The 20,759-nt window shown below is 53.1% G+C and carries 20 protein-coding genes; 10 read left to right on the top strand and 10 right to left on the bottom strand.

Annotated features, from left to right (window positions below):
- A partial coding sequence (locus J1782_RS10850; RefSeq protein ID WP_254303043.1) for a MipA/OmpV family protein occupies window positions 1–736 on the top strand: 736 nt, incomplete at its 5' end.
- Window positions 737–857: 121 nt separating this feature from the next.
- Complete coding sequence (locus J1782_RS10845) at window positions 858–1,712, top strand: aldo/keto reductase (protein ID WP_165057769.1); 855 nt, start codon at window positions 858–860, stop codon at window positions 1,710–1,712.
- Window positions 1,713–1,785: 73 nt separating this feature from the next.
- Here J1782_RS10845 and J1782_RS10840 read toward each other — a convergent pair whose 3' ends face one another.
- On the bottom strand, window positions 1,786–2,655 hold the full coding sequence (locus J1782_RS10840) for a D-hexose-6-phosphate mutarotase (RefSeq protein ID WP_217153140.1): 870 nt from the start codon (window positions 2,653–2,655) through the stop codon (window positions 1,786–1,788).
- A 170-nt stretch (window positions 2,656–2,825) separates the two neighbouring features.
- Window positions 2,826–3,824 (bottom strand): glyceraldehyde-3-phosphate dehydrogenase, encoded by a 999-nt coding sequence (gene gapA / locus J1782_RS10835; RefSeq protein ID WP_193333173.1) that lies wholly within the window; start codon window positions 3,822–3,824, stop codon window positions 2,826–2,828.
- 349 nt (window positions 3,825–4,173) lie between these two features.
- Here gapA and msrB point away from each other — a divergent pair, with 349 nt between their 5' ends.
- Both msrB and J1782_RS10825 read left to right on the top strand, forming a co-directional pair.
- On the top strand, window positions 4,174–4,587 hold the full coding sequence (gene msrB / locus J1782_RS10830) for a peptide-methionine (R)-S-oxide reductase MsrB (protein ID WP_217153139.1): 414 nt from the start codon (window positions 4,174–4,176) through the stop codon (window positions 4,585–4,587).
- An 83-nt stretch (window positions 4,588–4,670) separates the two neighbouring features.
- Window positions 4,671–4,943 (top strand): YeaC family protein, encoded by a 273-nt coding sequence (locus J1782_RS10825; RefSeq protein ID WP_195823172.1) that lies wholly within the window; start codon window positions 4,671–4,673, stop codon window positions 4,941–4,943.
- 68 nt (window positions 4,944–5,011) lie between these two features.
- Here J1782_RS10825 and J1782_RS10820 read toward each other — a convergent pair whose 3' ends face one another.
- From J1782_RS10820 to sppA, 4 genes are all read right to left on the bottom strand, one after another.
- Complete coding sequence (locus tag J1782_RS10820; RefSeq protein ID WP_152327095.1) at window positions 5,012–5,566, bottom strand: serine acetyltransferase; 555 nt, start codon at window positions 5,564–5,566, stop codon at window positions 5,012–5,014.
- Between the two features lie 389 nt (window positions 5,567–5,955).
- The gene (gene pncA / locus J1782_RS10815; RefSeq protein WP_165057763.1) at window positions 5,956–6,585 is read right to left on the bottom strand and encodes a bifunctional nicotinamidase/pyrazinamidase; all 630 of its coding nucleotides are present in this window, start codon (window positions 6,583–6,585) and stop codon (window positions 5,956–5,958) included.
- Between the two features lie 20 nt (window positions 6,586–6,605).
- A complete protein-coding gene (gene ansA / locus J1782_RS10810) occupies window positions 6,606–7,619 on the bottom strand; it encodes an asparaginase (protein WP_152327097.1) in 1,014 nt (337 codons plus the stop codon).
- 156 nt (window positions 7,620–7,775) lie between these two features.
- Complete coding sequence (sppA, locus tag J1782_RS10805) at window positions 7,776–9,629, bottom strand: signal peptide peptidase SppA (protein ID WP_152327098.1); 1,854 nt, start codon at window positions 9,627–9,629, stop codon at window positions 7,776–7,778.
- A gap of 179 nt (window positions 9,630–9,808) precedes the next feature.
- Here sppA and J1782_RS10800 point away from each other — a divergent pair, with 179 nt between their 5' ends.
- The 3 genes from J1782_RS10800 to J1782_RS10790 all read left to right on the top strand — a co-directional run bounded on the left by J1782_RS10800 (window position 9,809) and on the right by J1782_RS10790 (window position 12,872).
- Window positions 9,809–10,360, top strand: a complete 552-nt coding sequence (locus J1782_RS10800) for an NAD(P)H nitroreductase (RefSeq protein WP_152327099.1) — start codon at window positions 9,809–9,811, stop codon at window positions 10,358–10,360.
- A 246-nt stretch (window positions 10,361–10,606) separates the two neighbouring features.
- The gene (locus tag J1782_RS10795; protein WP_217153138.1) at window positions 10,607–12,553 is read left to right on the top strand and encodes a DNA topoisomerase III; all 1,947 of its coding nucleotides are present in this window, start codon (window positions 10,607–10,609) and stop codon (window positions 12,551–12,553) included.
- Window positions 12,554–12,575: 22 nt separating this feature from the next.
- Window positions 12,576–12,872, top strand: a complete 297-nt coding sequence (locus J1782_RS10790) for a DUF1496 domain-containing protein (protein ID WP_193333189.1) — start codon at window positions 12,576–12,578, stop codon at window positions 12,870–12,872.
- An 82-nt stretch (window positions 12,873–12,954) separates the two neighbouring features.
- On the opposite strand, the gene J1782_RS10785 is transcribed toward J1782_RS10790, so the two are convergent.
- The gene (locus J1782_RS10785; protein ID WP_217153137.1) at window positions 12,955–13,344 is read right to left on the bottom strand and encodes a pyrimidine (deoxy)nucleoside triphosphate diphosphatase; all 390 of its coding nucleotides are present in this window, start codon (window positions 13,342–13,344) and stop codon (window positions 12,955–12,957) included.
- 5 nt (window positions 13,345–13,349) lie between these two features.
- Window positions 13,350–14,159, bottom strand: a complete 810-nt coding sequence (xthA, locus tag J1782_RS10780) for an exodeoxyribonuclease III (protein ID WP_195823178.1) — start codon at window positions 14,157–14,159, stop codon at window positions 13,350–13,352.
- A gap of 254 nt (window positions 14,160–14,413) precedes the next feature.
- On the opposite strand from xthA, the gene tyrR reads away from it, so the two are divergent.
- Complete coding sequence (tyrR, locus tag J1782_RS10775; RefSeq protein WP_165057758.1) at window positions 14,414–15,988, top strand: transcriptional regulator TyrR; 1,575 nt, start codon at window positions 14,414–14,416, stop codon at window positions 15,986–15,988.
- Window positions 15,989–16,096: 108 nt separating this feature from the next.
- Here tyrR and tpx read toward each other — a convergent pair whose 3' ends face one another.
- Complete coding sequence (gene tpx, locus J1782_RS10770; RefSeq protein WP_152327103.1) at window positions 16,097–16,600, bottom strand: thiol peroxidase; 504 nt, start codon at window positions 16,598–16,600, stop codon at window positions 16,097–16,099.
- A gap of 132 nt (window positions 16,601–16,732) precedes the next feature.
- On the opposite strand from tpx, the gene ycjG reads away from it, so the two are divergent.
- Together ycjG and J1782_RS10760 are read left to right on the top strand one after the other, a co-directional pair.
- A complete protein-coding gene (ycjG, locus tag J1782_RS10765) occupies window positions 16,733–17,710 on the top strand; it encodes an L-Ala-D/L-Glu epimerase (RefSeq protein WP_217153136.1) in 978 nt (325 codons plus the stop codon).
- Window positions 17,711–17,918: 208 nt separating this feature from the next.
- The gene (locus J1782_RS10760) at window positions 17,919–19,475 is read left to right on the top strand and encodes an ABC transporter substrate-binding protein (RefSeq protein WP_235937345.1); all 1,557 of its coding nucleotides are present in this window, start codon (window positions 17,919–17,921) and stop codon (window positions 19,473–19,475) included.
- Window positions 19,476–19,539: 64 nt separating this feature from the next.
- On the opposite strand, the gene J1782_RS10755 is transcribed toward J1782_RS10760, so the two are convergent.
- The gene (locus J1782_RS10755; protein ID WP_152327106.1) at window positions 19,540–20,745 is read right to left on the bottom strand and encodes an MFS transporter; all 1,206 of its coding nucleotides are present in this window, start codon (window positions 20,743–20,745) and stop codon (window positions 19,540–19,542) included.
- Window positions 20,746–20,759: the final 14 nt, after the last annotated feature.

Raw genomic sequence — 20,759 nt, 5'->3', positions numbered from 1 at the left:
CCTCAAAACACTGTCCATCGTGGGCTCGGCAGTGCTTTTCAGTCATGCAGCTGTCGCAGGAACCTGGTCACTCGGCGCTTCGGCTCTGGCGGATGTCAACGCATACCGTGGTTATGACAATAAAATTTTACCCGTGCCGATCGTGTCTTACGACAGTGACGATTTCTATTTCAAATCACTGACTGCAGGCTACTATCTTTGGAAGGACAGCAGCAATAAATTCAGCGTCACTGCAACGTATATTCCATTCGGTTTTGACCCCGATGACTCTGACGATCACCAGATGAAACGTCTCAACAAACGCCGCGGTACGCTGATGGGCGGTCTGGCGTATTCACATGTTGAAGACTGGGGCACGCTGCGTGCAACGTTTAACGGTGATGTGCTCAATAACAGTAATGGCCTGGTCGCCGATGCGGCTTATCTGTATCCGATTCATCAGGACAACTGGGCACTGGTTCCTGGTTTTGGTGTTATGTGGAACAGCAGCAACCAGAACGATTACTACTATGGCGTCACCAAAGGAGAATCGCGTCGCAGTGGCCTGAACAGCTATTCTGCCGATGACAGCTTTAGTCCTTACGCCGAGATTTCCGCTCGTTATAACTTTACCCGCGACTGGCAGGGCTTCTTCACCGGCCGTTACATCCGTTTAGCGGACGAAGTGAAAGACAGTCCGATGGTGGATAAATCTTATAGCGCGATTGTCTGGACCGGTGTGACCTACAGCTTTTAATTAAGCGGGCACTTTTCCGGTGCATACTCTGCACATTCATGGGGCGTTTCACCCCATTTGCACATTTATAGTTCACCACGAGTTCATCACTCATTTTTGCAGACCCGACAGGAGGAAACAGATGAAAGCGAAAACCGTGCAATTTCCTGATGGCACAAGCGTTCCCGCAATCGGACAAGGCACCTGGTTTATGGGAGAACAACGCAGTGAGCGGCGCGCCGAAGTGGATGCGCTGAAACAAGGGCTGGATGCCGGTATGACCCTGATCGACACCGCAGAAATGTACGCGGACGGCGAGGCGGAAAGGGTGGTCGGCGAGGCAATAGCCGGACGGCGTGATGAAGTGTATCTGGTCTCAAAAGTCTATCCACATCATGCCGGAGGGGAGAAGGCGATAACCGCCTGCGAACAAAGTCTCAAAAGATTGCAAACAGATTGTATAGACCTGTATCTGTTGCACTGGCGTGGTTCGATTCCGTTACATGACACCGTTGCGGCGATGGAAAAGTTGCAGCAGTCAGGCAAAATCCGGCGCTGGGGCGTATCCAATCTTGATACCGATGATATGCAGGAATTGTGGAAGATTCCCGGCGGCCAGGAATGTATGACCGATCAGGTTTTATATCACGCCGCTTCACGGGGCATCGAATTTGACCTTTTGCCGTGGTGCGAAGAACACGCTGTCCCGGTAATGGCGTATTGCCCGCTGGCACAGGCCGGAAAATTACGTCATGACGTGCTGGACAATCCGGTGATGCAGAAAATTGCCGCCGTGCGCGGCGTGAGCAGTTCGCAAATCGCGCTGGCTTGGGTAACGCGCACCCGCAACGTGATTGCGATTCCTAAAGCCGTTCAGCCGCAGCATGTCAAAGAGAATGCGGCAGCGTTGGCGCTGTTTCTGACGGATGAAGAAATTGCGATGATCAATGCTGCCTTTCCGGCACCACGCGGGAAAACCTCGCTGGATATGGTCTGAATTCGCTAAATCTGACGCAGACAAAAGGGGCCGGATGGCCCCTTAGTTTTTACGACGTGAAAACTCTGTCCGGTTATTTGCGGATTGAGAATGTCACCGCAAGACGTGCCGGTGCAGCGGCGGTCGAAACATGCTTGTCTGACACCTGCGCCGTTTCAACACAAACCATGGTTTTGTAACCGTCGTCTGGCATATCGACCATGCTTACGGACAGCGCAGAACCCGGGTTCCACGCCACAACGTCTGCGTTGTTTTCATGCGCAACAACCAGCGTGCGTTTCAGCACCGGATCCACGATTTCACTGGTCGCCTGAGGCTGGGTGTAGATGCGGTCAGTCTGTCCGGTAAAGGTCAGGTCACCAGCTTCTTCTTTAAGTTTCGCGCCATCGACTTTATCAATGAAGCTGGCACCGAGCCCTTTAACGGTGACATCCGCGATATTGCCGATGTTGAAATAGGTGTGCAGGGCGCTGTTGGCTTCGAAGTCACCGGCAGATTCCAGCTCAATGTGGCAGATTTCACCGAGTGTGAAGCGCGCGGTCAGCACAAATTCGTGTGGCCACAATTCCAGACTTTCAGGTGTGCTTTTCAGCGTCAGCGTCAGAACAACGCCTTCAGCGCTTTCTTTGTGATCGGTCAGTGTCCAGGTGAAGTTACGCGCAAAACCGTGAGACGGTTTACCCGCCGGGCCAAACCACGGCCAGCAAATTGGAATACCGCCACGAATTGCGACGCCTTCTTTGAAAGCGCTTGCGCTGCTCATCCACAGCACAGGCGCTTCGCCTTCAGGCTGCCAGGACAATAAATGTGCGCCTTGTAAGGCTACAGCCGCTTTTACTTTGGGATGAGAAACAACGATCACCGGCAGTTCGTCGATCTGACGCTGGCTGATGGTGGTTGAAATTTGGTTTACGACCGGAAGAGAAAAGAGTTGTTCTGTCATTATCTAAAGTCCTGTCAGGGTTTTAACAATTACGAAGATAAGAACCAAGACTACAGATGAACGTGATCATTCTGTTTGATCGCACTCATATGCCTGATAAAAATGTGCGACTGACAGAAAGCAAAAGGGCGACTTGCGTCGCCCTTCAATCAGTTCATCAACATTGCCAATTATTTGGAAACGTGAGAAATCAGATCCAGTACTTTGTTTGAGTAGCCAGTTTCGTTGTCGTACCAGGAAACCAGTTTCACAAAGTTGTCATTCAGCGCGATACCTGCTTTAGCATCGAATACTGAAGTCAGTTTTTCGCCGTTGAAATCGGTAGAAACAACGTCGTCTTCGGTGTAACCCAGAACGCCTTTCAGGTCGCCTGCTTCAGAAGCTGCTTTGATTACTGCGCAGATTTCTTTGTAGGTTGCTGGTTTTTCCAGACGTGCAGTCAGGTCAACAACAGAAACGTTAGGAGTAGGAACGCGGAACGCCATACCGGTCAGTTTACCGTTCAGAGCAGGGATAACTTTACCTACTGCTTTAGCTGCACCGGTAGAAGAAGGGATGATGTTTTGAGATGCGCCGCGGCCGCCGCGCCAGTCTTTGTGAGACGGGCCATCAACGGTTTTCTGAGTTGCGGTAGTTGCATGAACAGTGGTCATCAGCGCTTCAACGATACCGAAGTTGTCGTTGATAACTTTAGCCAGTGGTGCCAGGCAGTTAGTGGTGCAAGATGCGTTAGAAACGATTTCCTGACCTTTGTATTCTTTATGGTTAACGCCCATAACGAACATAGGGGTGTCATCTTTAGATGGACCAGTCAGAACAACTTTCTTAGCGCCTGCAGTGATGTGTTTACGTGCAGTTGCGTCGTCCAGGAACAGACCAGTCGCTTCAGCAACAACATCAACGTTAACTTCATTCCATTTCAGGTTAGCTGGGTCACGCTCAGCGGTAACACGGATGGTTTTGCCGTTAACAACCAGGTGACCGTCTTTAACTTCAACAGTACCGTTGAAACGACCATGAGTTGAGTCGTACTTCAGCATGTATGCCATGTATTCTGCGTCTAACAGATCGTTGATTGCTACGATCTCGATGTCAGAACGTTCCTGAGCAGCACGGAAAACAATGCGACCGATACGGCCAAAACCGTTGATACCTACTTTGATAGTCATATATTCCACCAGCTATTTTTTTAGTGAATAAAAGGTTGGTTGTAAAATTACAAAAACCTTGCTGAGCGTCAAGCGGAATCGTGTCAATTATTGCTGTAAGTCAAAGCGACGACCTACTGTTGCTCGCTTATTGCACGTTCCGTTTTTTTAATCGGCTCACAACCAGATGGGGGCGAAAAACAGAATATAAAGGGCAAGAAGATCAGGAGTGTGATCGCCATCACAAGTTGGAGCTGGCTAACGCTGATGCCATACAGTTTAGGACAAAACAGGCTGAATTGTTGTTAATTTTTTGTTATTATAAACTGTTAATTTAGTTGTAATTTAAATTCGTCAGAGAACGATAATCATGAGCAATTCATCCAAATCTGCTTCTGCACCCGAACAACTCACTGAAATTCAACGTTATGTCACCCAGGAACACGGAACCGAGCGCCCTTATACAGGAAAACTGCTGCACAACATTCGCCAGGGCATTTATCATTGCGTAGTGTGTAACGCGCCTCTGTTTTACTCAGAGACTAAGTATGAATCCGGCTGCGGATGGCCAAGTTTTTATCAACCTGTTGACCACGATGCGATAAAATATCTCACTGATAATACGCATAATATGGACCGCATTGAGATCCGCTGTTCCAGCTGCGGGGCACATTTAGGGCATGTTTTCCCGGATGGCCCGCAACCAACAGGTGAACGTTACTGCGTAAATTCTGCTGCGATGAGTTTTACCGACAGCAAAAATGGCGAAAAAACGGCCGGTTAGGCTGCGCTGTAATCTTACCGACAAAATCGATTCAGCTATTATTCAAAACCTTTTGAATAATCCTGTTGAACAGAGGTGCTCAGATGGAAATTAATCAACTCATTGATGTAATGACGCCGGAAATCTACGCACGTCTGGCGCTGGCCGTAGAGCTGGGGAAATGGCCCGACGGTGTGGCGCTGACGCCAGAACAAAAAGAGCACAGCCTGCAAGCGGTGATGCTGTATCAGTCACGTCACAACGTGGATGCCCAGCATATGAGCATCGGCACTGACGGGCAGATCGTTACCAAAAGCAAGCAAGAGCTGAAACAACAGTTCGCTCAGGATGCGCTGATTAGACTCAAACCGGAGTAATGGGAGGGGGTTTGTCTGAGGCATAAAAAAGGCGCATAACGCGCCTTTAAAAAATAATCGTCAGTGGGTTACGCAATCTGCTTGTAGATCAGGTTATCTGTGCGCTGGTTATAGACAACGCAATCATTAGGAACATTTTTATCTACGAAACTCATCGCACCGATGGTGACATTATTCCCGATGCTTATATCGCAACCGATAATGCAACTGTTCGCACCAATGATGACATTGTCCCCTATATAGATCTTGCCGCTCTGATTGTCATATTTGATACCAATTGTCACATTTTGCTTAATGTTCAGGTTCGAGCCTATTTCGCAACAATCGGCAACCACAATACCAACGAAATGAGAAATCTTCATTCCGGGGCCAATATCAGCGCCCAGATTGATATCGGTACCATATTTATTTCTTAATCTTCTGTTTACCGAAATTGCATATTTTCTGGAAGCCTTGCCGCCGGTTTTATAAAGATAATTAGCGATTCGCCACCAGAAGTAGAATCGCCTGCCCGGGCATTTAATGGCGCGATGCAGCGTGCGGAACCAGGAAAAGTCTTTCTCTGAATCCATCACTTCACGCTGAAGACAGCTTTTTAAAATTTGATATTGGTATTCTTTCAATCTGATAATCCTTAAGGGTTAGCCTGCTCATCCTAAGCTTGAGTTATTCATTTAATAAAAAGCGGCGCCATCTTATTGGTACGGCCACGCATAGTCCATTCATTATTTATCGATAAAAAATAACGGACACATTGCAGAGTCATTAGCGTGGCATGCCAGTCGTAAAATTATCATGGAATACAGCCAGGTGATTAATGATAGTGTGCTATTTATAACGTATTACGCATACCCAAAACGAGATCTATTACGTGAAGTTTTGTAAAAAATGAATTTGTCCGGAATTGAACATCTTACGGCGGGGACATTGAGATAAGCAGTTTTTTACGCGAAATGTCAGGGAATAAAAAAGGCGCATAACGCGCCTTTTTTGCCTCTGAAGAGCAGAGTAATCAGCCGTTCAGTGCGTCTGCCGTCCCGATTTGTGCGCCAGCCTCACGCATTGCTTCAACAGCTTCAGCACTGTCGTGAGGTTCGATGTTCACACCACGGCAGCCATCGGTCAGCAGCGTAACCTGATATCCCTGCGACAGCGCGTCCAGGACCGTGAACTTCACACAATAATCCGTCGCCAGACCCATGACATAAAGATGCGAAATCTTTGCGGCTTTCAGCCAGTCGTTCAGCACGGTAGCGGCGCGGTGGCCGTTATCGAAGAATGCACTGTAACTGTCGATTTCAGCGTCCGTGCCTTTTTGGACGACAAAATCTAAAAGACGCGTATTCAGTGACGGATGGAATTCCGCGCCGGGTTCGTGCTGAACGCAGTGAACCGGCCACCAGACCTGCGGCAGCCCGTTCAGTTCGCCCGATGTCCAGGCATCCTGATGCGAATTTGCGGCAAAACTTTTGTGTCCGGCAGGGTGCCAGTCTTGCGACGCCACCACGGGGATATCGCGGCTTTTACACCACAACATCATCTGATTGGCGACGGCAACGGTCGCATCCCCGTCATTAACGGCCAGCGCGCCACCGCGGCAAAAATCGTTTTGCAAATCGACCAGTAACAACGCAGATTTCATATCGCCTCTTATACGGTCAACTATTCCGTCAGTTCGCCACGCAGATTCTGCTGCATCAGTTCGCGGATTTCTTCCGGCGTATGTGACTGGCTGAGCAGGTAATGCAGCTTGGTCAGCGCGGCTTCCACCGTCATATCAAATCCGCTGATCACGCCGGAATGCGCAAGCGCATTGCCCGTTGCATAACCCCCCATATTGACGCGTCCGGAGATACATTGCGTCAGATTCACGACCACAATGCCGCGCTCAGAGGCGTCCTTCAGCACTTTCAGCAAATCACCTTTTTGCGGGGCATTGCCGACTCCGTAAGAGCGCAGGATCAGCGCTTTCACGGGCTGCATCAGAAAGTTTTGCACAACTTCTGCGGAAATGCCGGGGTAAATAGTCACCACGCCGATAGGCTGCGGGGTGATGTGATGCACTTTCAGCGTCGAAGCAGGAATGACCGGCAGCGAAGGGGTGGACAGACGGCGGATGTGAATGCCCGCTTCCAGCAACGGAGAAAGGTTGGGTGACGCGAATGCATCAAAACCGTCGGCGTGGGCTTTAGTGCTGCGGTTACCGCGATAAAGACGGTTATTGAAAAACAGGGTGACTTCGTTAACCGGATGATTTGCCGCAATATACAGCGAGTTCAGCAGGTTAATCTGCCCGTCAGAGCGCAGGGCTTCCAGCGGGATTTGCGAACCCGTAACGATCACCGGCTTGCTCAGATTTTCCAGCATGAAAGACAGCGCAGAAGCCGTGAAGGCCATGGTGTCCGTGCCATGCAAAATCACAAAACCGTCGTAATCGTCGTAATGCGCCTGAATGTCGTCCGCGATGTGCTGCCAGTCTTCCGGCGTCATGTCGGAAGAATCCATCAGTGGCGCGTATTCCTGAATCGTAAACTCAGGCATTTCAGGGCGGTGGAATTCTGGCATCAGCGCCAGCTGGCGTTGTAAATGGCCGGATACAGGAATGTAACCCTGCTCAGAACGCTGCATACCGATGGTGCCGCCGGTGTAGGCAACGTAAATAGATTTTTTAGTCATCAAAGATGTTCTTTTTTTAGAAAGGTGAAAGCAACTGCGCTAAGTATAAAGGCTTCGCCGCCGCTGTCCCACCAGAAAAGGGCGGTGCTACAAAAAAGCCCGGCGTTCTCTGGGAGAAGCGCCGGGCAGATTTTCATGCCGCAGGGGTTAACGCAATTACTTCACGTCACCACACGTCAGGCAAAGTGCGTAACGGTTTTGCGGATCGTTCATGTTGCTGAACAGGTCAGCTTGTGATTTCAGCTCCATCGCCATTTTGCTCACCGGCGCAGGCAGATAGGCCTGAATAGCCGCAGGCAGCATGGCGTGAACGGACACGCTGACCTGGGAGAACAACATATCGCTCAGACTTGGCTCGCTGACATACCAGTTCAACTGCCATTTCGGCAGTTTGGCCAGATCCGCAGCTTTCTTCACGGCGTCATCGAAATCACCCAGTTCATCCACCAGACCGTTGGCCTTGGCGTCAGAACCAATCCAGACGTGACCCTGTGCAATCTGATCAATCTGCTCCGGCGTTTTATGACGGGAATCCGCCACCAGGCCGAGGAAGGTTTTATACCCATTCTCGATGTTCAGCTGCATCATTTGCGAGAATTCCGGCGGCAACGCTTTGGTCGATGCGATATCGGCCAGCGGGGAAGTCGCCACGCCATCAGTATGCACACCGGCGTAATCAAGTGTGTTCTGATACGTATTGATCACACCAAAGATACCGATGGAGCCGGTCAGCGTGCTTGGGCTGGCAATGATGTAGTTCGCTGGCGTTGAAATCCAGTAACCCCCGGAAGCCGCCATACCACCCATTGAAACTACCACCGGTTTACCCGCAGCTTTCGCGGCGGCCAGTTCAGAGCGGATCACTTCAGACGCGCTGACGCTGCCGCCAGGACTGTTGACGCGGAATACAATCGCTTTCACTTTCGGATCCAGACGGGCATCGCGAATTTGCTGTGCGGTGGTATCGCCGCCCACCGCACCCGGTTGCTCTTCACCGTCGTTGATGGCACCGGTCGCGAAGATCACCGCGATTTGCGGATCATTGTTATCCGGTTTTGGCTTCGGTGAATAATCGTAAATGCTGGTGTAGTTAAAGTCTTTGGTGGTTTTATTCCAGCCAAATGCTTTCACCATGTCATTGTCTGCGTCGGTCCGTGATGCCAGAGAATCCACCAGTTTGGCTTTCAGCGCGTACTGAGCCATGTCGCCGCCGGTGGCCTGCATGCCCGCAAGAATGCCCGCTGCACCCGGGAACAATTGCTCAGGCGTAATCTGACGGTTAGCCGAAACGGTATTCAGATAGTTACTCCACAAGCCACCAATCCAGCGGCTATCCGCCTCGCGGGCCGCAGGCGACATATCATCACGGATCAGCGGTTCAACGGCAGATTTATACGTCCCGACGCGGAAGATGTTGGTGGTGACCTTCAGCTTATCCAGCAGAGATTTGTAGTACAGATTATTGGTCGCAAAACCGTGCAAATCGACCGCGCCCTGCGGCGACAGATAGATTTTATTGGCGTAGCTCGCCAGATAATATTGCGACTGATTGTAGCTGTCACCGATGGCGTAAATCGGTTTACCGGCATCACGGAATTCACGCAATGCTTTACCGATATATTGCATGGATGACTGATCGGTACCGGTGAAATCGGTCAGTTGCAACACGATACCGGTGACGTTTTTGTCATCTTTTGCTGAACGAAGGGTATCGACCAGATCAAACAGGGAGTTTTCCTGTAACCGGCTGCTGGATGTCCCCAGAAGCTCGCGGCCCCACTGGCGGACTTTATTGTTGACGGAAGGTTTGTCCACCACCGAGCCGCTGAGATCAACCAGCAGCGCGCCTTTGGTGGTTTCAACCGGCTTATCCTGCACGGCATACCAGATGCCGACGCCGGCCAGAATGATCAGAATAAGAAATACGTTGAGAATGAATTCTCTGACGAAATTAAGAAGACGCCAGGTCCACTTAAAAAAACCGGCGATAATTCGCCACAATGTGCGCATGGTCTCTCCAATAAGACGGTTAAGTCCCGCTATCCTAATGACCTGCCGGAGAAATGTCAGCTTTAAATCATTTCAGAATTTGGCGGTGACGCATTATCCGAAAGCCTGCCGGAGGTTGGAAAAATGCGTTGTGCCTATGTTAACGTAAGGTAAATAGCAATTATTCTCAGGAGAATAAAATGGACGCACTGGATTTGTTACTTAACCGCCGTTCTGCATCCCGTCTGGCGGCTCCCGCACCGGCAGGGCAAGCACTGCAAAATATCATCAACGCAGGGCTGCGTGCGCCAGACCACGGTGCGCTCCAGCCGTGGCGCTTCGTGATTGCAGAAAATGATGGTCTGACGCGTTTCAGCGAGCTGCTGCGCGCGGCGGCGATCAAAGACGGCGCGGACGAAAAAGCCATTGAGAAAGCCACGCAGGCTCCGCTTCGCGCGCCGCAAATCATCACCGTGATTGCGGCCTGCAAGGAAAGCCCGAAAGTGCCACAGTGGGAACAATTGTTGTCCGCCGGTTGTGCCGTGCAGGCGATGCAGATGGCAGCGCTGGCTCAGGGGTTCAACGGCATCTGGCGCACCGGCGCGTGGACCGATCATCCTGATGTCCGCAAAGCCTTCCATTGCGGCGAGAACGATAAAATCGTCGGTTTCCTGTATCTCGGCACGCCGCAGCTTAAAGCAAGTTTGCAGGTCATTCCGGTGGACAGCACACCTTTCGTGACGCATTTCTAAGCCATTTCCTCACGACGGACAGACCGGTTTTTCAGCAGAATATGTTCGGTTGATTCTGATAAACCGGTTTTTCGCTGCCTTTGTGAGCGACCGCCATCCCGGATGTCTCTATCCATCTTACTAATTGCGTCGCCAGCGGCTAACATAGCCACCCTGGATGATGAGGACGTTGTGAATGAAGGATGGGATGATGGAAATTCTTGTAGCGATCACACTCGCGGTCACACTTCAGGACGGTGCGATCTGATGCGTCTGTTTATTGCCGAAAAACCCAGCCTTGCCCGCGCTATTGCCGATGTCCTGCCAAAGCCTCATCGCCGCGGCGACGGATACATTGCCTGCGGTAACGACCAGGTGGTGACCTGGTGTGTCGGTCACTTACTGGAACAGGCCCAGCCGGATGCCTATGACAGCCGCTTCGCCCGCTGGGCACTGGCTGACTTACCGATCATTCCTAATAAATGGCAGCTTCAGCCGCGTCCTTCCGTCGCTAAACAGCTTAATGTCATCAAACGTCTGCTGCTTGAAGCCTCTCAGGTTGTCCACGCGGGTGACCCGGATCGCGAAGGGCAACTGCTGGTGGATGAAGTGCTGGATTATCTCGAACTGACGCCGGAAAAACGCCAGGCGACCCAGCGCTGTCTGATTAACGATCTCAATCCGCAGGCCGTCGAACGTGCCATTGAACGCCTGCGCGACAACCGTGATTTTATTCCGCTGTGCGTTTCTGCGCTGGCCCGCGCCCGCGCTGACTGGCTTTACGGCATCAACATGACCCGCGCCTATACTATTTTAGGGCGCAATGCAGGATACAACGGCGTGCTTTCCGTGGGCCGCGTGCAAACGCCAGTGCTCGGTCTGGTGGTGCGCCGTGATGAAGAAATCGAAAACTTCGTACCGAAAGATTTTTTTGAAGTGAAAGCGCATATCGTCACGCCTGCCGAAGAACGCTTCATCGCGCTCTGGCAACCGAGCGACTCCTGCGAGCCGTATCAGGATGAAGAAGGGCGTTTGCTGCACCGCCCGCTGGCCGATCACGTGGTGGCGCGCATTGCCGGGCAACCGGCGATGGTCACCGGGTATAACGACAAACGTGAAAATGACATCGCGCCGTTGCCGTTCTCGTTATCCACCTTGCAGATTGAAGGGTCAAAAGCTTTTGGCCTGAGCGCGCAGCAGATTCTGGATATCTGTCAGAAACTCTATGAAACGCACAAACTGATTACGTATCCGCGTTCGGATTGCCGATATCTGCCAGAAGAACATTTTGCCGGACGTCACGCCGTACTGAATGCCATCGGCGTTCACCGCCCGGATTTAATGCCGCAGCCGGTGGTTGATACCGATTTGCGTAACCGTTGCTGGGACGACAAAAAGGTCGATGCGCACCACGCGATTATCCCGACGGCGCGCAGCAGTAACGTCAACCTGAGCGATGACGAGCGCAAAATTTATGGTCTGGTAGCACGTCAGTATCTGATGCAATTCTGCCCCGACGCGGTATACCGCAAATGCGTTATCGATCTGGATATTGCAGGTGGCAAGTTTATCGCCAAAGCGCGTTTCCTGGCTGAGGCAGGCTGGCGAACCCTGCTTGGCAGCAAAGAGCGTGACGAAGAAAACGAAGGTACGCCGTTGCCGGTCGTGGCGAAGGGCGATGAATTACTGTGCGAACGCGGAGAAGTGGTGGAGCGCCAGACGCAGCCGCCGCGCCCGTTCACCGATGCGACATTGCTTTCCGCGATGACCGGTATTGCGCGTTTTGTTCAGGATAAAGAACTGAAGAAAATTCTGCGCGCCACGGACGGATTGGGCACAGAAGCGACACGCGCCGGGATTATCGAACTCCTGTTCCGCCGCGAGTTTTTATACAAAAAAGGGCGTTATATTCATTCCAGCGACACTGGCCGCGCACTGATTCATTCACTGCCGGACATTGCCGCAAGGCCAGATATGACGGCTGACTGGGAATCCACGCTGACGCGTATCAGTGAAAAAAGCTGCCGCTACCAGGATTTCATGGAACCGCTGGTCGCCACGTTGCAGAACCTCATCATTCAGGCCAAAACGAACCGGGTGTCTTCGGCATTCCGCAGCCTGCCTTCAAAGCCCGCTGCGGCGGCGAAAGGCAAAAGCGCACCTAAACGGCGTAAAGCCAGTCCCAAAGGGAAGGAAGCAAACAGTGATGAATAACGTACTGATGAATAAGAAGCTGATGCATAAAGCGCTGATGGCGTTACTGGTCAGTTCGTCATTGCTGTCGGCTCCGGCTATGGCGGAGCGTTACGGCAACGGCGCGGACGTCGTGGTACCGCTGCCGCCGCAAATCTGGGAAAACAGCGGCAACGGCAATAATAACAGTGCGCCGACCTGCCATAACTGCTGCATCTACAACAACCAGAGCTACAGTGAGGGCGCGGTGGTCACGGCAGACAGCGTGGTGCTGCAATGCTCGCGCGACCCGAACGTGGTCGGCACCAATGAACTGAAATGGGAAGTTCTGAAAAAATAACCCGGCTCTGAACAGCAAAAAGGCGCGGAAACAGTCACCTGTCCGCGCCTTTTTTATGGAGAAGCGTTAAGCGGCGCCGTGGCTACAAGGCCCGCAGATAGGCCTCAATCAGCGGAATATCCGCCGGTGCCAGTTCAAAGGAACGAACCTCCTGCGGCGCAACCCAGCAAACTTCCGAGTGACACTGTAACGAAATCGTTCCTGTAAAACTGCTGACGCGCCAGCCGTGCAGCCGGATCAGGCGTCCCGGCTGGTGCAGTTCGCTGGTCGCGACAAAACCGGCAACCTGCGCGGTGATGTTCATCTCTTCGCGTAACTCACGTATCAGCGCGGCGGGCTGACTTTCCCCGGCTTCGACCTTTCCGCCGGGGAATTCCCATAAACCGGCCTGATCGCTGCTGGCATCGCGCCGGGCGAGGAGTAATTTTCCCTCACATTCAATCAGCGCGGCAACCACATCAATCGTTTTCATCTGTATTACTTCAGGTCGAACGTTGCCCAGATTGGCGCATGGTCAGACGGTTTTTCCATTCCGCGAATATCGTAATCGATACCGGTCGCTAAACAGCGTTCAGCCAGCGGATTGCTCGCCAGGATCAGATCGATGCGCAGGCCGCGGTTTTCGTCAAAGCCGCGTGAACGGTAGTCAAACCACGAGAATTTATCGGTCGCTTCCGGGTTAGCGGCGCGGAACGTATCAACGAGTCCCCAGCCTTTAAGGCGATCCATCCATTCGCGCTCTTCCGGCAGGAAAGAACATTTACCGGTGCGCAGCCAGCGTTTACGGCTGTCTTCGCCGATACCGATATCCAGATCGGTCGGGCTGATATTCACGTCGCCCATCACAACCACCGGATTATTCACTGACAAACTGGTGTTCAGGTAATCCTGCAAATCGCGGTAGAACTTCTCTTTGGCCGGGAATTTGGTCGGATGGTCGCGGCTTTCACCCTGCGGGAAATACCCGTTGATGACCGTCAGAATGCCCTGGGGCGTTTCAATGTCGGCCATAATGATACGGCGCTGGGAGTCTTCATCGTCTCCCGGGAAACCACGACGTACAGCCACCGGTTCCTGCTTAGTCAGCATAGCCACGCCATAATGGCCTTTCTGACCATGATAGAACACGTGATAGCCGTACTGACTGACATCTTCCAGCGGAAACATGTCGTCATGAACCTTAGTTTCCTGCAGACCGATCACGTCAGGCTGATGCTGTTCAATAATGGCGGCAAGCTGGTGCGGGCGTGCGCGCAATCCGTTGATATTAAAGGAGACGAACTTCATAGTCGGGAACCATTTGGCGATGAAATCAGAAGGGCGATAGTAGCAGAAAAAGGGGGCGATGGCGAAGTCCGCGCACCCGAAAATAACAGCAAAAATCACTGCAAAAGCAAAACGCTTAGCCGATCATTGTGGCAAGCGGATTTCCATCCGGGAATTATTTTGTCAACTTTTCGTGACAGTCTCTTCTTCCCGTGTACATGAAAGAGTATTATCCCTCCAGCGATTTCCGCACCGGCAGAAAAAGGTCAACACTGATGCGTCTGGAAGTTTTTTGCGAAGACCGCCTGGGGCTCACCCGGGAACTACTCGATCTACTGGTTTTACGCAGTATTGATTTACGCGGTATCGAGATTGCCTCGATTGGCCGCATTTACCTTAATTTTTCCCAACTGGATTTTGATACTTTTCGCGCCCTGATGGCAGAAATCCGCCGTATCGACGGCGTGACGGATGTCCGTACTGTCACGTTCATGCCTTCTGAGCGTGAACACCGCGCCCTGCGTGCGCTGCTGGTTTCCATGCCGGAGCCGGTATTCTCCATTGATATGAAAGGTAAAATCGAGCAGGCCAACCCGGCAGCGATGGCATTGTTTGAACTCGATGAAGATAAAATCCGCAACGTCACGGCGGCGAATCTGATCACCGGTTACAACGTCACGCGCTGGTTAGAAAGCGATAATGCTCAGCCGCATTCCGAGCGAATTGTCATCCGCAGTCAGGATTTCCTGATGGATCTCACCCCGATCCACATTGAGGATGAAAACGAAAAAGGCGGGATCGCCGGTGCCGTGGTCATGCTCAAATCAGCCGCCCGTATGGGTCGGCAGTTGCAGGATCTGACGGTCAACGACGACAGCGAGTTCGACCATATTGTCGCGGTCAGCAGCAAAATGCGCCACGTGCTGGATCAGGCCCGCAAACTGGCGATGCTGGATGCCCCGTTGCTGATCGTCGGTGATACCGGCACCGGCAAAGATTTGCTGGCGCACGCCTGCCACCTGCGCAGCGCGCGCGGTAAAAAGCCGTTCCTTGGCCTCAACTGTGCTTCGCTGCCGGATGATGTCGTTGAAAGTGAACTGTTCGGTTATGCCGCTGGCGCCTATCCGAATGCCCTGGAAGGAAAAAAAGGCTTCTTCGAACAGGCCAACGGCGGTTCGGTATTGCTCGATGAAATCGGTGAAATGTCGCCGAGAATGCAGATCAAGTTGCTGCGTTTTCTCAATGACGGCACGTTCCGGCGCGTCGGCGAAGAGCATGAAGTGAAGGTGGATGTACGCGTGATGTGCGCCACGCAGAAGAATCTTGTGGAACTGGTTCAGCGTGGAGAATTCCGTGAAGACCTGTATTACCGTCTGAACGTGCTGAGCCTGACGCTGCCGCCGCTGCGCGATCGTCCGGCGGATGTCATGCCGCTGACCGAACTGTTTGTGGCGCGTTTCTCTGATGAACAGGGGATGCCGCGACCAAAACTGTCCTCGCAGCTGGCAAATTATCTGACGCATTACGGCTGGCCGGGCAATGTCCGTCAGCTCAAAAACGCCATTTATCGTGCGCTCACCCAGCTCGAAGGCGGCGAACTGCGCCCGCAGGACATCGTTCTGCCAGACTTTGATGCCGAAGTGACGATTGGCGAAGAAGCGCTAAACGGTTCGCTCGACGACATCAGCAAGCGTTTCGAACGCTCGGTGCTGACCCGTCTTTATCGCACTTATCCAAGCACGCGAAAACTGGCGAAACGTCTGGGCGTTTCACACACGGCGATTGCCAATAAACTGCGCGAATACGGCCTCAGCGCCCGTCGCGGTGAAACCGGCGAAAGCGAAGAGTAATGCCTGCTGGTCAGTAAATTTTTCATTAAATAAGAAGCAATAAAAAGCAACGGACTGAGCCGTTGCTTTTTTTTCGCCTGTCATCCGAAGATGACAAAACTCAGATCCTTATTTCAGGACAGCCAGCGCAGACTCATAGTCCGGTTCGGTGGTAATTTCGTTCACCAGCTCGCTGTACAGCACGTTGTCCTGACCATCCAGAACGATAACGGCACGCGCAGTCAGGCCAGCCAGTGCGCTGTCGGTGATCGCGACGCCGTATTCAGATTTGAAATCACCGCCACGCAGGGTGGACAGCGTGGTGACGTGGCTCAGGCCTTCCGCACCGCAGAAACGGGACTGTGCGAATGGCAGGTCAGCGGAGATACACAGAACCACAGTGTTCTCAATTTCGCCCGCCAGCTGGTTGAATTTACGCACTGACGTCGCACAAACACCGGTATCAATGCTTGGGAAAATGTTCAGGACTTTGCGTTTGCCCGCGAAGCTGCTCAGGCTGACATCAGAGAGATCTTTAGCGACCAGGCTGAACGGCTTGGCGACGTCGCCTTTTTGTGGGATTTTGCCGGCAACGGTGACCGGATTGCTCTGAAAGTGTACTGTCTGGGTCATGATTATTTCCTATGGACATTGGAGTCAAACGGCTTTCAGTTTAGGGGAACAATTGTAGGTTGGATATAGATTAAATGCTAAATACTTGTATATCTTATATATACCCGTTTGAGTATATACCGAGGAGCCGCTATGAGAAGTGTCCGCTTTTATCCGGAAGCCTGGCCGTTGCATACGACATTTGTGATCTCCCGCGGCAGCCGCACTGAAGCGCGCGTAGTCACAGTCGAAATCGAAGAAAAGGGCATTCGCGGCGTGGGAGAATGCACGCCGTATCCCCGCTATGACGAAAGCGAAACCTCGGTGATGGCGCAAATTGCCAGCGCCGTCACGGCGATTGAACAGGGCGCAACGCGCGAACAGTTGCAACATTTGCTTCCTGCCGGTGCCGCACGAAATGCGCTCGATTGCGCGTTGTGGAATCTTGAAACGCAACTCACCGGCCAGACTCTCTGGCAACTCACCGGCACTGAACCGCTGGCGTCAATCAGCATGGCGCAGACCGTCAGTATCGGCACGCCGGAAGAGATGGCGGAAGCCGCGCTCGCGCTGCAACAAAAGGGTGCAACGCTGCTGAAAATTAAACTCGATGACCGGCTGATAGCCGAACGTCTGGTGGCTATCCGCGCCGCCGTGCCCAAGGCGTCCCTGGTTGTGGATGCCAATGAAGCGTGGCAAAGCGACGGACTGGCGGCACGCTGCCAGTTGCTGGCCGATCTCGGGATTTTGATGCTCGAACAACCGTTACCTGCGGGTGAAGATTCTGCGCTGGAGAATTTCATCCATCCCCTGCCAATTTGCGCCGACGAAAGTTGCCATACGATTGAAGGGCTTCCGGCGCTGAAAGGGCGTTATGAGATGGTGAATATCAAACTCGATAAAACCGGCGGCCTGACGGGCGCACTGCGGCTGGCAAAGGCGGCGCGTGAGCAGGGGTTTGAAATCATGCTGGGCTGCATGTTATGCACCTCGCGCGCGGTGCGGGCGGCACTTCCGCTGGCGGCGGGCGCGAAGTTCATCGATCTCGATGGCCCGACCTGGCTGGCGCAGGACGTTGAACCCGCGATGAAGTTTCACTGCGGCGGAATTGACATCGCCGGTTCCGAATAATTTCTCGCCTGGGGCCGTTGTTTTGTGCGCGAAGGCAAATCTGTAACGATTTCCTGTAGGGGATTGCGGTAACAAATGATAAAACTCCTGAATATTTCAGGGCTCGCCCCTTATGTGTTCAGGAGAATTTATGCCGCAGGGAAAATCGTTTCCTCTCTTACCGTATTCCGCCTGTGCCGCGCTGGTGGCACTCATTTCCAGTCAGGCCATGGCCGCTCAGGTTCCCGCCGGTACGCAACTTGCCGCCAGACAGGAAATCGTCCGTCATATCAAAGATGAACCCGCTTCGCTCGACCCGGCGAAAGTCGTCGGCTTGCCTGAAGCGCAGGTGGCGCGTGATCTGTTCGAAGGTCTGGTGAATCAGGACGCTAACGGGAAAAATATTCCGGGCGTCGCCGAAAGCTGGCAGAACCAGAACAATCAGATTTTCCTGTTCACATTGCGTAAAGACGCCAAATGGTCGAACGGCGATCCGGTGACGGCGCAGGATTTCGTATACAGCTGGCAGCGTCTGGTTGATCCGAAAAGCTTATCAACCGGTTCATGGTTTGCGGCGCTGGCCGGTATTGCTAACGCTGATGCGATCATTGCCGGGAAAATGCCGGTTGATAAGCTCGGTGTTACCGCCATCAGCCCGACGCAACTGCGCGTCACGCTCGACCGTCCGGTGCCGTTTTTTGTCAGCCTGCTGGCGAATTTCAGCCTGTTCCCCGTGCATAAAGCCACGGTGGAAAAATTTGGCGATGACTGGACCAAGCCTGGCAATCTGGTGGGCAACGGTGCGTATGTGCTGAAAGAGCGCGTCGTGAACGAAAAACTGATGCTGGAGCCGAATCCGAATTACTGGGATCACGCGCATACCGTGCTGACGAAAGTCACTTTCGTGCCAATCAATAAAGAATCCAACGCCACAAAACGTTATCTGGCCAATGATATCGATATCACCGAATCCTTCCCGAAAGATCAGTACAAAAAACTGATGCACGATATTCCGGGACAGGTCTACACGCCGTATCAGCTCGGCACCTATTATTACGCGTTTAACACCCGTCGTGCGCCGACCGACGATTCGCGTGTGCGTCTGGCGCTGTCGCTGAGTATCGACCGCACCGTGATTGCCGAGAAAGTGCTGGGCACAGGCGAAAAACCGGCGTGGCGCTTCACGCCTGACGTTACCAACGGTTTCAAAGCAACGAAAAGTGAAATGCAGGATTACTCGCAGGAAGAACTGAATGCGCAGGCGAAAGGGCTGCTGGCGGCGGCGGGTTATGGTCCGAACAAACCGCTGCATCTGACCTTGCTGTACAACACCTCCGAAAGCCATCAGAAGATTGCGATCGCGGTGGCCTCGATGTGGAAAAAGAATCTGGGTGCTGATGTAAAACTGGTTAATCAGGAATGGAAAACCTATATCGACAGCCGCAACACCGGCAATTTCGATGTGATCCGCGCGTCATGGGTCGGCGATTATAATGAAGCGTCAACCTTCCTGTCCCTGCTGACGTCCACGCACTCCGGCAATATCAGCAAATTCAGCAGCGCCGATTACGACAAAGTCATCGCTGAAGCCAGCCGTGAAACCAGCGACGCGCGCCGTAACGACGATTACAACAAAGCCGAGCAAATTATCGCCAGCGAGGCACCGATTGCGCCGATCTACCAGTATACCAATGGCCGCCTGATCAAACCGTGGGTGAAAGGATATCCGATCACCAACCCGGAAGACGTCGCTTACAGCCAGGAAATGTACATCATCAAACACTGATATCCGGTGCCCTCCCAAAATGCAAAAAGCGCCAGTCACGGCGCTTTTTGTTTTTATCTGACGGTCAGCTTTTACGGCTGAACAAACGGACCAGCAGGGCGGCGGCCGCAGCAACGGTGGCCAGCAGAACCACACCCGTCCAGCCACCGGCTTCCAGTGCTTTACTGCCCAGCGCGGCACCGGCGGACATCCCGATAAACACCACGGTAAACAGCAGGGCGTTCAGCCTGCCGCGAGCCGCAGGTTCGAGGCCATAAACCAGTGTCTGATGGGCAACCAGCGTGGCCTGAATACCTAAGTCAAAACCGATGGCACTCGCCACAATCAGCGCAAGTTGCGCATGCGGCGACAACAGCGGCAGCAGGAACATCGCGGCGAAAGACACCATCACCAGCGCAGAACCCATTTGTGTGACCCGCGCCGGGCCTTTTTTATCGGCTAATGCGCCTGCCAGCGGAGCCGCCAGCGCACCGGCTGCACCGGCCAGCCCGAAAGCACCGGCCACCGCGCTGCCCAGATGAAACGTATCATTGAGCATAATCGCCAGGGTTGACCAGAAGGCGCTGAATGCGACAGACAGCAAACCCTGAGCCAGCGCCGCGTGGCGCAGCGTTTTATAGTGCTTCCACAATCCGAACATGGAATGCAGCAGTCGGGCATAGCTGATACGCGTGTCCGGTGCGAACCGTGGCAGCACCCGCCACAGCGCAAAACCAATCAGCGCGACGCTGACCGCTGCCAGCTGATACATCACCCGCCAGCCAAAATATTCCGCAACAAAGCCGCTGACCACGCGGGAAAGCAGGATCCCGACAAGCAAACCGGTCATCACCGTCCCGACCGTTTTACCACGCTGCGCCGCCGGAGCCAGATGCGCGGATGCGGGCACGATATCCTGCGCCATAGTGGCGCCGATACCGGTGATCAGGCTGGCGGCCAGTAAGCCGTGAATGCCCGGCACAAAACCGCACAGCAGTAACGCAGCGGCCAGCAAAATACTCTTGAGCAGGATAATGGTCCGGCGGTCGTGACGGTCACCAAGGGGGATCAAAAACAGAATGCCCAGCGCGTAGCCGGCCTGCGTCAGCGTCGGGATAAGCCCGACCGACGTGGTGCTGGCCTGCAAGTTTCCGCCCATAATACCGAGCATTGGCTGGCTGTAGTAAATCGATGCCACGCTCAGCCCGGCACCGGCGGCCAGCGTAAAAATGATTTTGCCGGAAAGCGCTGGTTCAGCGGCGGTTGCAGAGGTTTGGGTGATGTCTGACATGATGTTTTCCTGAT

Source organism: Rahnella sp. BCC 1045 (assembly GCF_019049615.1).
Classification (GTDB): Bacteria; Pseudomonadota; Gammaproteobacteria; order Enterobacterales; family Enterobacteriaceae; genus Rahnella; species Rahnella contaminans.
This window is presented reverse-complemented; position numbering and strand designations above follow the sequence as displayed.

Coding starts and splice junctions, on each gene's coding strand:
- J1782_RS10790 (WP_193333189.1), top strand. CDS start 12,576: ATGCATAAAGCGCTGATGGCGTTACTGGTCAGTTCGTCATTGCTGTCG.
- gapA (WP_193333173.1), bottom strand. CDS start 3,824: ATGACTATCAAAGTAGGTATCAACGGTTTTGGCCGTATCGGTCGCATT.
- J1782_RS10825 (WP_195823172.1), top strand. CDS start 4,671: ATGGAAATTAATCAACTCATTGATGTAATGACGCCGGAAATCTACGCA.
- msrB (WP_217153139.1), top strand. CDS start 4,174: ATGAGCAATTCATCCAAATCTGCTTCTGCACCCGAACAACTCACTGAA.
- J1782_RS10795 (WP_217153138.1), top strand. CDS start 10,607: ATGCGTCTGTTTATTGCCGAAAAACCCAGCCTTGCCCGCGCTATTGCC.
- pncA (WP_165057763.1), bottom strand. CDS start 6,585: ATGAAATCTGCGTTGTTACTGGTCGATTTGCAAAACGATTTTTGCCGC.
- J1782_RS10755 (WP_152327106.1), bottom strand. CDS start 20,745: ATGTCAGACATCACCCAAACCTCTGCAACCGCCGCTGAACCAGCGCTT.
- J1782_RS10840 (WP_217153140.1), bottom strand. CDS start 2,655: ATGACAGAACAACTCTTTTCTCTTCCGGTCGTAAACCAAATTTCAACC.
- J1782_RS10760 (WP_235937345.1), top strand. CDS start 17,919: ATGGCCGCTCAGGTTCCCGCCGGTACGCAACTTGCCGCCAGACAGGAA.
- ansA (WP_152327097.1), bottom strand. CDS start 7,619: ATGACTAAAAAATCTATTTACGTTGCCTACACCGGCGGCACCATCGGT.
- J1782_RS10785 (WP_217153137.1), bottom strand. CDS start 13,344: ATGAAAACGATTGATGTGGTTGCCGCGCTGATTGAATGTGAGGGAAAA.
- J1782_RS10845 (WP_165057769.1), top strand. CDS start 858: ATGAAAGCGAAAACCGTGCAATTTCCTGATGGCACAAGCGTTCCCGCA.
- tyrR (WP_165057758.1), top strand. CDS start 14,414: ATGCGTCTGGAAGTTTTTTGCGAAGACCGCCTGGGGCTCACCCGGGAA.
- xthA (WP_195823178.1), bottom strand. CDS start 14,159: ATGAAGTTCGTCTCCTTTAATATCAACGGATTGCGCGCACGCCCGCAC.
- sppA (WP_152327098.1), bottom strand. CDS start 9,629: ATGCGCACATTGTGGCGAATTATCGCCGGTTTTTTTAAGTGGACCTGG.
- J1782_RS10800 (WP_152327099.1), top strand. CDS start 9,809: ATGGACGCACTGGATTTGTTACTTAACCGCCGTTCTGCATCCCGTCTG.
- tpx (WP_152327103.1), bottom strand. CDS start 16,600: ATGACCCAGACAGTACACTTTCAGAGCAATCCGGTCACCGTTGCCGGC.
- ycjG (WP_217153136.1), top strand. CDS start 16,733: ATGAGAAGTGTCCGCTTTTATCCGGAAGCCTGGCCGTTGCATACGACA.